This window comes from Burkholderia sp. BCC1638, assembly GCF_902833195.1.
Lineage (GTDB): Bacteria > Pseudomonadota > Gammaproteobacteria > Burkholderiales > Burkholderiaceae > Burkholderia > Burkholderia diffusa.
Genome location: NZ_CADFEC010000009.1, coordinates 241,341 through 250,808 on the forward strand (window position 1 = coordinate 241,341; position 9,468 = coordinate 250,808).

Here is a 9,468-nt window from a genome sequence, read left to right on the forward strand (position 1 = left end):
TCACCGACAAGGGAGCTGAGAGACATGCAGAGAGAAACCGTATTCGACCTGATCGGCGTCGGCTTCGGGCCGTCGAACCTGGCGCTGGCCGTGCGCCTCGCGGAACGCAACGGCACGCGTCCGTTCGCGCATTGCTTCGTCGAACGCCAGCCGGAATTCGGCTGGCATCGCGGCATGCTGCTCGACGACTGCCGGATGCAGATCTCGTTTCTGAAGGATCTCGTCACGATGCGCGATCCGAAAAGCCGCTACACGTTCATCAACTACCTGTTCGAACGCGGCCGGCTGAACGAATTCGTCAACCTGAAGAACTTCTATCCGACTCGCGTCGAATTCCACGACTACCTGAGCTGGGTCGCCGACGCATTCGACGAGCACGTCCATTACAACGAAACCGTCACGGCGATCGAGCCCGTGCGCGGCGACGGCGCGCGGATCGACGCGCTGCGCGTGCTGTCGCGCGACGCGGCCGGCCGCGAGCGCCAGCGCGTGACGCGTGCGCTGTCGGTCGGCGTCGGCGGCACGCCGGCGGTGCCGGACGCGTTCGCCGCGCTCGGCCGCGATCGCGTGATCCATTCGTCGTCGTACCTGACCGACATCGACCGGCTGGTCGCCGCGCCGGACGGCGAGCGCCGCCGCGTCGCGGTGATCGGCGCGGGGCAGAGCGCGGCCGAGGTGTTCATCGACCTCGCGCGCCGTTTCCCGCACGTCGACGCGAGCCTCGTGATGCGCGCGGGCGCATTGAAGCCGGCCGACGACAGCCCGTTCGTCAACGAGATCTTCAGCCCAGAATTCACCGACGTCGTCTACGCGCAGCCGCACGACGCGCGCCGCGCGCTGCTCGAGCGCTATCGCGACACCAACTACGCGGTGGTCGATCGGCCGCTGATCGAGCAGATCTACGAAATGCTGTACCTGCAGCGCATCGACGGCACGCCGCGCCATGCGCTGCTCGCGAACATCGCGATCGAGGCCGCGGTGCGCGCCGGCGACGGCCGCATCGAGCTGACGCTGCGCGACCGGATGAACGGCGCGACGCGCGTCGAACGGTTCGACGCGCTCGTGCTCGCGACCGGCTACCGGCGCGACACGCATTCGGCGCTGCTCGAAGGGCTCGAGCCGCATCTGGGCGATGCGCTCACGCGCGGCGACGTCACGCGCGACTACCTGCTCGCGACGCCCGCGCACTTCGCGCCGCGCATCTACCTGCAAGGCTGCTGCGAAGACAGCCACGGCCTGTCCGACACGCTGCTGTCGGTCCTGGCGCGCCGCGCGGACGAGATCTGCGCGTCGCTCGAGGAAGGGATCGCGCCCGCCCATGACGATGGCGCGGGCCGGACGGTGCATGAACAACGACATCAAGACGGGGCGAGCGCGGGCCGCATGGCTTTCGCTCTTTGACAAAGGCGCGGTCGGAGACCGCATCAAAAAAGTGGAGCAGAGAAAGATGGAGTGGGCAACAGGCACGCGTGTGCGTGCGATCGCAGCCGCGGCGAGCGTGGCGTTCGGGATGGCGGCAGGGCACGCAACCGCCCAGACGGCGCCAGCCGTGAACGCAGGCGCCGCGGCGTCGGGCGGCAATGCGCAGAACGGTGCGGCGGTCAGCGCATCGGCCGGCGCGCAGAACGGCTCGACATCCGGCACGCTGCCGGCGATCAACGTCAACGCGGGCTCGGAGGGCGACGGCACGGTCGGGCTCGTCGCGAAGCGCAGCAGGACCGGCACCAAGACCGATACCGCGCTGAACGAGATTCCGCAGACGATCAACGTCGTCACCGCGCAGCAGATCGAGATGACCGGCGCGACCGACGTGAACGCGGCGCTGCGCTACGTGCCGGGCTTCTCGTCGTACGGCTCGGACAACCGCTCCGACTGGTACGCGGCGCTGCGCGGCTTCACGCCGACCGCGTACGTGAACGGCCTGCAGGTGCCGAATACGCTGAACCTGTCGAGCTGGCGCGTCGATCCGTACATGATCGACAGCATCACCGTGCTGCGCGGGCCGACGTCGGTGCTGTACGGCGCCGGCGACCCGGGCGCGATCATCGACGTGCAGACCAAGACGGCCGACGGCGAGCGCGTGCGCGAAGCCGGCGTGCAGTTCGGCAACTACGCGCGCAAGCAGTTCATGATCGACGTCGGCGACAAGCTCGACGCGGACGGCAAGTACGCGTACCGGTTCGTCGGCGTCGCCCGCGACGGCAACGCGCTGACCGGCCCGAACAACGACCAGCGCGTCGCGCTCGCGCCGTCGTTCCGCTGGCGCCCGGACGCGGATACGTCGCTGACGCTGTCCGCCACGTACCTGCAGGACTGGGGCGACATCTCGTCGAACTTCCTGCCGGCGCAAGGCACGGTGCTGCCGAACCCGAACGGGCAGCTCGACAAGGACGTCTACGGCGGCGACCCGGATTTCAACTACTACCGCAAGAAGCAGTGGTCGCTCGGCTACCAGTTCGAGCGGAACCTGAACCCGATGTGGACGTTCCGCCAGAACGTGCGCTGGATGCACCTGTCGCTCGACAACGGCTCGGTGTTCGGCGCGGGCTTCGCCGACGGCAGCCTGACCGACATCAACCGCTGGGCCGGCGTGTTCCAGACGAACTACAGCCGCTTCGACATCGACAACAACCTGCAGGGCCGCTTCGGCACGGGACCGCTCGAGCACACGCTGCTGCTCGGCTTCCAGTACAACCGGCAGACCGCGACCGACAGCGAATGGCTGGCCGCCGCGCCGACGCTGAACATCTACAACCCGGTCTACACGCCGGTGACGCTGTCCGTGTTCTCGCCACCGAACACCACGTATCGCACCAACACTTACACGACGATGAACACGTTCGGGCTGTACGTGCAGGACCAGGTCAAGTGGAACCGCTGGACGCTGACGCTCGGCGGCCGCGAGGACTGGGTCAACCAGCGGATGGACGACCGCGCGGGCGGCACGCAGTCGAAGGCCGACGTCACGGCGTTCACCGGCCGCGTGGGCCTCACGTACCAGGGCGACTACGGGCTGTCGCCGTACGTCAGCTACGCGACGTCGTTCAACCCGCTGATCGGCGTGAACCTGTACGGCGGCGGGCTGCCGCAGTCGACGCGCGGCAAGCAGATCGAGGCCGGCCTGCGCTGGCAGCCGCCCGGCAAGAACCTGATGCTGAGCGCGGCGATCTACCAGATCAACCAGACCAACGTGCTCACGGCGACGCCGCTCAATCTCGATCCGTCCGGCACGACCTTGGTCCAGACCGGTGAAGTGCGTTCGCGCGGGATCGAGCTGAACGCGACCGGCAAGCTCACGCGGAACCTGTCGCTGATCGCGTCCTACGTCTACCAGGACGTGAAGAACGTGAAGGCCAACGACGCGTCGCTGAACAACTGGCCGGTCGACATTCCGCGGCCGCGCCAGATGGCGTCGCTGTGGGCGGACTGGACGTGGCACACGGGGCCGCTCACGGGCTTCGGCCTGGGCGGCGGCGTGCGCTACCAGAGTGCGTCGGCCGGTGCGGCGGACAACTCGCTGACGGTATCGAGCTACACGCTGTTCGACGCGGGCGTGCATTACGACACGCGCAACTGGCGCTTTGCCGTGAACGGGACGAACCTGTTCAACCGCCATTACATCAGCGGTTGCCAGTCGACGAGCGTCTGCGTTTTCGGGACCGACCGCACGGTGATCGCCACCGCGAAATACAACTGGTGACGCCGCGCGCCGTGGCGCGCCGGCCGGCCTTCGGGCCGGCGCGGGCGGGCCGCGGCGCCGTCGTCCGCTTTTTCCACGACGCCTCCATGCCGAAGAAAAATCTCGTCTACATCCAGTCGCTGCGCAACGGCGCGGCCGATCGCGCCGGCCAGCCGGTCGCTTACCAGGGCAGCACGCGCTACATGAAGGCGCCGCTCGAATTCCTCGTCGAGCGTCTGAACGACTCGCCGCTCGGCGAACGCTATGCGCTCCAGGGCGTGATCGTCGACGACGACGAAGGCTCGCCGGCCGATCGCGCGAAGGTCGCCGACTACGGCTTCGCACGCACGCCCGGCCGCCCGTGGATCCTGCCCGACGGGCTGACCGTGCAGGGCAGGCCGGTCGACGAACTGTTCTGCACGATTGCGTCGACGTACCGCCGGCTGCCGCGCGATGCGCGCGAGCGCGTGACGGGCAAGCAGGCGTTCGAGCGCCGCCTGCTCGAACGCCTGCTCGAACTCGACGCCGACGTGGTCGTGCTCGACGGGCTGCTCGTGATCCTCGACGAGCTCGTGCGTCCCGGCGCGCGTTTTCATCGTCGCATCGCGAACATCCACCCTGGCATCACGGCCGACGATTCGCCGTACCAGCGGCGCGGCGCGTGGGCGACGCTCGACGCGCTGCACGGCGCGCGCGGCGAACGGGTCGACTGGGCGAACGGCGCGACCTCGCGCGTCGAACCCGTGACGATGACGGGCGCATCGTTTCACTACGTCGACAACGGCATCGATTCCGGTGAAGTGATCTGCGACGTGCTCGACACGCCGATCGCGCCGGACGACACGATTCTCGAACTGCGCTGGAACAACTTCCAGCGCAGCCTGTTTCCGGCGCTCGAGCGGGGGCTGCACATCCTCGCCGATCGCCACGACGCGGGAGCACTGTGATGGAAGACACGCTGACGAAACCGGCCGACAAGGAAGCGGACGCCGTCGAAGGCGAGGTGGCCGCGGCACTCGACGGCGCCGCGCACGGGCAGGAGCCGCCCGCCGCCGAGCGCACGCTCGACGCGTGGCGGCCCGACGATGCGCCGGCCGCGCTGCTCGCGGAGTTCGTCGCGCTGTTCAACACGGACACGCGGCACGATGCGGCGACGGTGTCGGTGCCGCACGGCGGCGCCGATCCGGCGGCTATCGCGTCGTACGTCGCGCGCGCGGTGCGCGACGGCGTGATCGACGACGCACGGATCGTGGGCGACCGCCTGCACCTCACCGCATCGCGCGCGACGTTCTGGCAGAATCCGCGGCCGTGGCTGAAGGCGCCCGCGTCGGGCGGGATGCCGCTGCGCTACACGATCACGAACGGCCACCGGCATCCGGTGCGGCCGCCGTCGCCGGCCGGCGAGATCTATGCGCGCTACATGCCGCAGGTCGGGATGACGTTCAGCCTGCGCACCGTCGACATCGATGCGCATGCGCAGTTGTTCAGCGACTGGATGAACCTTGATCGCGTCGCGCATTTCTGGGACCAGCGCGGCACGCTCGACGAGCACGCCGCCTATCTCGCGGAGCGGCTCGCCGATCCGCACATGCATCCGATGATCGGCTATTTCGACGATACGCCGTTCGGCTATTTCGAGTTCTACTGGGCGAAGGAGGACCGCCTCGCGCCGTTCTACGACGCGCATGACTTCGATCGCGGGCTGCATCTGCTGATCGGCGATTCACGCTTCCAGAGCGCGGGCAAGCTGCATGCGTGGTGGAGCGGGGTGCTGCACTACATGTTCGTCGACGAACCGCGCACGCAGCGGCTCGTCGGCGAGCCGCGCGTCGATCACGTGCGGCATATCGCGTACATGCACCGGCTCGGGTTCTACACGCTGAAGGAGTTCGACTTCCCGCACAAGCGCGCGGCGCTCACCGTGATGGAGCGCGAAACATTCTTCGACACGTTCCGGTTGCCGTGACGAAGCTTGCGGAACGCGTGACGGCGTTTGTCGCACGGCTGGAACCACGGTCGCGAATTCAGTTGCGGCGCGGGGTCGTCACTCGGAGACCGGGCGGGCCCGGCGCAGGGCAGTGAATGCGCGATGGCGTTGCGGTCGCGCGGCCGCACGTCACGTCCGGGGAACGGGCGAATCGGTGAGAAAAGCGTCGCGGAACGCGTCGAGATACCGGTCGGCGTCATCGTTGAATTCGCCCGGCAGCAGCGCGAACGCGCGGGCCTGCAGATCCTGCCGGAGCGTTGTGTAGATCGCTGCGTCGGATAGCAGCGCGCGGATCGCATCGTGCGTTTGCGGCGAAGCAATCCGCCTTGCATCGCGCGCCAGCAGCGCGGCCGCGGCCAGCTCAGGCTGGAAACCGTGCTGCTCGAGCAGGTCGGGCGCGACGTCCCAGATGCGCTCGCGATTACCCGCGTCGTGAAAATGCGTGAGCAGGAACAGCAGGTCGTACGCGTCGCTGTTCTGGCGTGCGCGCCGGTCCTTCCACGCGAGCAGCTTCAACAGCGCCAGGGCCGGCAGGCTGGCCACCGGCACCGCGATGCCGGCCGCGATCGACACGACCAGCACCGTATCGACCGCCTCCTGAAAGCCCAGCACGTTCAGCACGAAATCGCCGCCCGGTGGCCACGCGATTTCGCCGGGGGGCGCCTCGAGCGGCCCGAACGGCACGAGATCGAGCTCCGTGCGAAAGCCTTGCGTGCCGCTGTCGAACAGCAGTTTCTGCTGATGCTTCGGCGCGCGTGCGAATTGCTCCGTCGCGACGAGGGCGTCGACGAGCCGTTCGTGAAACGGCCAGCTCACCGCGCACACGGCGACGTCGACGTCCCGCGTCGCACGCACCGGCCGGATGCCGTGGACATGCCACATCAGGATGTCGCGCGCGGTTGCGCCGGCGACGACGAATGCCGCGTCGAGCTGCGCGCAAGTCGTACGGACCGCCTGCAGCAACGCGACCGCCGCCGGTTCGAGCGGCCGGCGCGCGTCGACTTCAAGCGGGCGGGTGGGCGAGGTATCGGTCATGGATGTGTTCGGCGGCGGCAAGATTGCGGCTGTCTCCGGACGAGACGAGATCCGCGTAGATCAGCAGCGGCGGCACGAGCGGCACGTCCTGCTCGCGCCAGTCGAGCGCCGGCGACGGCGGCCAGAATGCTTCGAGCAGCTCGACGTCGCCGCGCTCGTCCGGGCGCAGGCGCGCCTGGAGCAGCAGGCGGTTCGACACGGCGCCGTGCGTATAGACGGTGACCGCGGCCGGCTTCAGGTCGTGCGTCAGCAGGTCGGCCGCGGGTTCGCCGCCGAGCCGCGCGTCGAATGGCGCGAAATCGAAACCGCGCCACCAGTCGGGCGCGAGCGCGGCAAACCGCCGGCTCGGCAATTTCGCGCGCAGGCGGCTCGGGTACAGCGCGACCCATTCCTGCACGAAGCGCGGCCAGTCGGTAAACGCGCGCACGCCGTTGCGCCGCTGCGCGATGAGGCCGCGTGCGATCAGATCGTCCATTGCGAGATTGACCGTGCCGAGCGCGACGCCCGACGCGGCGGCGATCGCACGGAGCGGTTGCGCGACGAGGCCCGGCTGCGTCGCGAGCGCGAACATCACGGCGAGCCCCTTGGGCGTCGTCGCGCGCGATGCCTGCCGGCGTGGCGTGCGTGCAGGTTTCGGCCGGCCGGAGATCATCACGGTCGCCTCCGGCTGGATCAGGCATGCGTTGCCGGCGGTATCGATGAACGGGATGTCGTGCTCGATCAGGCGGGCGGCCAGGTCGGCCGAAAAATACGGCGCGACCAGCATCAGCGGCCGCTCGGCGGACGTTGGAGGCGCGCGGCGGCGTAACGCGGCGAGCGCGCCGTGCAGCGATTCGACGCCGACGCTCACCGCCACCGGCATCTCGAATGTTTGCCCGGCAATGCCGAAGCGGATCATCGCGTCGGCATGCGCGTTGTATGCGGCCGGCACGCGCACGGGCCGGGCGTCGAAGCGCCGGGTCGCGCGTCCGAACGCGGCACAGGCTTCGTCGAGCACGTGCTGTTCCGATATCGGCAGGATGGCGTTCTTGGGCATCGGGGTGGATCGCCTGTTCACTTTTTCACGAGCGTACACAAAAAATGTACGGCCGTCAAAAAATGAACAAATATCCTCAACCCATTGATGTGACGGAATTATTCCGGAATGACGAACGGCAATCAACACGCCCTCCCACCTGAAAAATCGAGACGGAACACGCAGTGTCGCGAATCCCGATCGCAGGCGGCAGTCGCCCGAATGGCCGGTTTCCTTCCGCCGTACGATCCGTCGCGCATTCGTCGCGCGCCACGACGATCGACAGGCAACTCCTGGTTGCTGCCGTGACGACTTTCTGTCTGTCCGGTTGCCGCTCAACCGACTATCCTTGCCTGCACCTTCCCCACGAAACCCAGGAGACGACACCGTGACGCACAGCGTGATCCCCGCAGGCCTCGCCGACGAAATGATCGAGATCCGGCACCGCATTCATGCCCACCCCGAGCTGGGTTTCGAGGAATTCGCGACGAGCGACCTCGTCGCCGGGCAGTTGCAGGCGTGGGGCTATACGGTGCATCGCGGGCTCGGCGGCACGGGCGTCGTCGCGCAACTGAAGGTCGGCAACGGCACGCAGCGCCTCGGCCTGCGCGCCGACATGGACGCGCTGCCGATCCACGAATCGACCGGCCTGCCGTACCAGAGCACGATCCCCGGCAAGATGCACGCGTGCGGCCACGACGGCCACACGGCGATGCTGCTCGCGGCCGCGAAGCACCTGGCGCGCGAGCGCCGCTTTTCCGGCACGCTGAACCTGATTTTCCAGCCGGCCGAGGAAGGGCTCGGCGGTGCGAAGAAAATGCTCGACGACGGGCTGTTCGAGCAGTTTCCGTGCGACGCGATCTTCGCGATGCACAACATGCCGGGCTTCCCGACGGGCAAGTTCGGCTTCCTGCCGGGGCCGTTCATGGCGTCGTCGGATACCGTGATCGTCGACGTGCAGGGGCGCGGCGGCCACGGCGCGGTGCCGCACAGGGCGATCGACCCGGTCGTCGTGTGCGCGCAGATCGTCGTCGCGCTGCAGACGATCGTGTCGCGCAATGTGTCGCCGCTCGACATGGCGATCGTCACGGTGGGCGCGATCCATGCGGGCGAGGCGCCGAACGTGATTCCCGACCGCGCACAGATGCGCCTGTCCGTGCGCGCGCTGAAACCGGAAGTGCGTGACCTGCTCGAGACGCGCATCAAGGAAGTCGTTCATGCGCAGGCTGCAGTGTTCGGCGCGACCGCGACGATCGACTACCAGCGCCGCTACCCGGTGCTCGTCAACGACGCGCAGATGACCGCGTTCGCACGCGGCGTCGCGCGAGAGTGGGTCGGCGAGGCGAACCTGATCGACGGGATGGTGCCGCTCACCGGCAGCGAGGATTTCGCGTTCCTGCTCGAGAAGCGGCCGGGCTGCTACCTGATCATCGGCAACGGCGACGGGGAGGGCGGCTGCATGGTGCACAACCCCGGTTACGACTTCAACGACGCCGCGCTGCCGACCGGCGCATCGTACTGGGTCAAGCTGGCCGAGACGTTCCTGGTGTGACGCCGCGGCGCATCGACGCGGGCGCGGCTGCCCGGTACGCGCCAACACGGCCGTGAAACCGGGCGCGCGGGATGCAGTACTTTCCAAAACCAAAAGGAGCCTGGCGGGAGCGGAGTACTTGGAGCTGGATGGTCGTTAAAGGAAGCTGCATTTTAGGGTACGGGGAGTCTCGGTTGCGAAGGGGAAGCCGTGAAGGGCGT

At 68.1% G+C, this 9,468-nt stretch carries 7 protein-coding genes; 5 read left to right on the top strand and 2 right to left on the bottom strand.

The genetic code is table 11. From position 1 onward, the window contains the following. Positions 1 to 24: 24 nt before the first annotated feature. The 4 genes from HWX22_RS13915 (at position 25) to HWX22_RS13930 (ending at position 5,645) form a co-directional block, all read left to right on the top strand. The gene (locus HWX22_RS13915; protein WP_175915828.1) at positions 25 to 1,401 is read left to right on the top strand and encodes a lysine N(6)-hydroxylase/L-ornithine N(5)-oxygenase family protein; all 1,377 of its coding nucleotides are present in this window, start codon (positions 25 to 27) and stop codon (positions 1,399 to 1,401) included. A 46-nt stretch (positions 1,402 to 1,447) separates the two neighbouring features. Next, positions 1,448 to 3,700: a TonB-dependent siderophore receptor gene (locus HWX22_RS13920; protein WP_175915829.1), complete on the top strand. Its 2,253-nt coding sequence runs from the start codon at positions 1,448 to 1,450 to the stop codon at positions 3,698 to 3,700. 86 nt (positions 3,701 to 3,786) lie between these two features. Beyond that, positions 3,787 to 4,626 (top strand): formyltransferase family protein, encoded by an 840-nt coding sequence (locus tag HWX22_RS13925; RefSeq protein ID WP_175915830.1) that lies wholly within the window; start codon positions 3,787 to 3,789, stop codon positions 4,624 to 4,626. After that, positions 4,626 to 5,645, top strand: coding sequence for a GNAT family N-acetyltransferase (locus HWX22_RS13930; RefSeq protein WP_175911370.1), 1,020 nt, complete (start codon positions 4,626 to 4,628; stop codon positions 5,643 to 5,645). The genes HWX22_RS13925 and HWX22_RS13930 overlap by 1 nt, the downstream gene beginning before the upstream one ends. Before the next feature lie 150 nt (positions 5,646 to 5,795). On the opposite strand, the gene HWX22_RS13935 is transcribed toward HWX22_RS13930, so the two are convergent. Further along, positions 5,796 to 6,701, bottom strand: a complete 906-nt coding sequence (locus HWX22_RS13935; RefSeq protein ID WP_175915831.1) for a nucleotidyl transferase AbiEii/AbiGii toxin family protein — start codon at positions 6,699 to 6,701, stop codon at positions 5,796 to 5,798. Continuing rightward, the gene (locus tag HWX22_RS13940) at positions 6,670 to 7,737 is read right to left on the bottom strand and encodes a type IV toxin-antitoxin system AbiEi family antitoxin (protein WP_175915832.1); all 1,068 of its coding nucleotides are present in this window, start codon (positions 7,735 to 7,737) and stop codon (positions 6,670 to 6,672) included. The genes HWX22_RS13935 and HWX22_RS13940 overlap by 32 nt, the downstream gene beginning before the upstream one ends. A gap of 367 nt (positions 7,738 to 8,104) precedes the next feature. Here HWX22_RS13940 and HWX22_RS13945 point away from each other — a divergent pair, with 367 nt between their 5' ends. After that, positions 8,105 to 9,268, top strand: a complete 1,164-nt coding sequence (locus tag HWX22_RS13945) for a M20 aminoacylase family protein (RefSeq protein ID WP_059818211.1) — start codon at positions 8,105 to 8,107, stop codon at positions 9,266 to 9,268. The last annotated feature ends 200 nt before the right edge of the window (positions 9,269 to 9,468 follow it).

Excerpts from the sequence above, each read along its gene's own strand:
- HWX22_RS13920 (WP_175915829.1), top strand. The coding sequence starts at position 1,448 with ATGGAGTGGGCAACAGGCACGCGTGTGCGTGCGATCGCAGCCGCGGCG.
- HWX22_RS13940 (WP_175915832.1), bottom strand. The coding sequence starts at position 7,737 with ATGCCCAAGAACGCCATCCTGCCGATATCGGAACAGCACGTGCTCGAC.
- HWX22_RS13935 (WP_175915831.1), bottom strand. The coding sequence starts at position 6,701 with ATGACCGATACCTCGCCCACCCGCCCGCTTGAAGTCGACGCGCGCCGG.
- HWX22_RS13915 (WP_175915828.1), top strand. The coding sequence starts at position 25 with ATGCAGAGAGAAACCGTATTCGACCTGATCGGCGTCGGCTTCGGGCCG.
- HWX22_RS13925 (WP_175915830.1), top strand. The coding sequence starts at position 3,787 with ATGCCGAAGAAAAATCTCGTCTACATCCAGTCGCTGCGCAACGGCGCG.
- HWX22_RS13930 (WP_175911370.1), top strand. The coding sequence starts at position 4,626 with ATGGAAGACACGCTGACGAAACCGGCCGACAAGGAAGCGGACGCCGTC.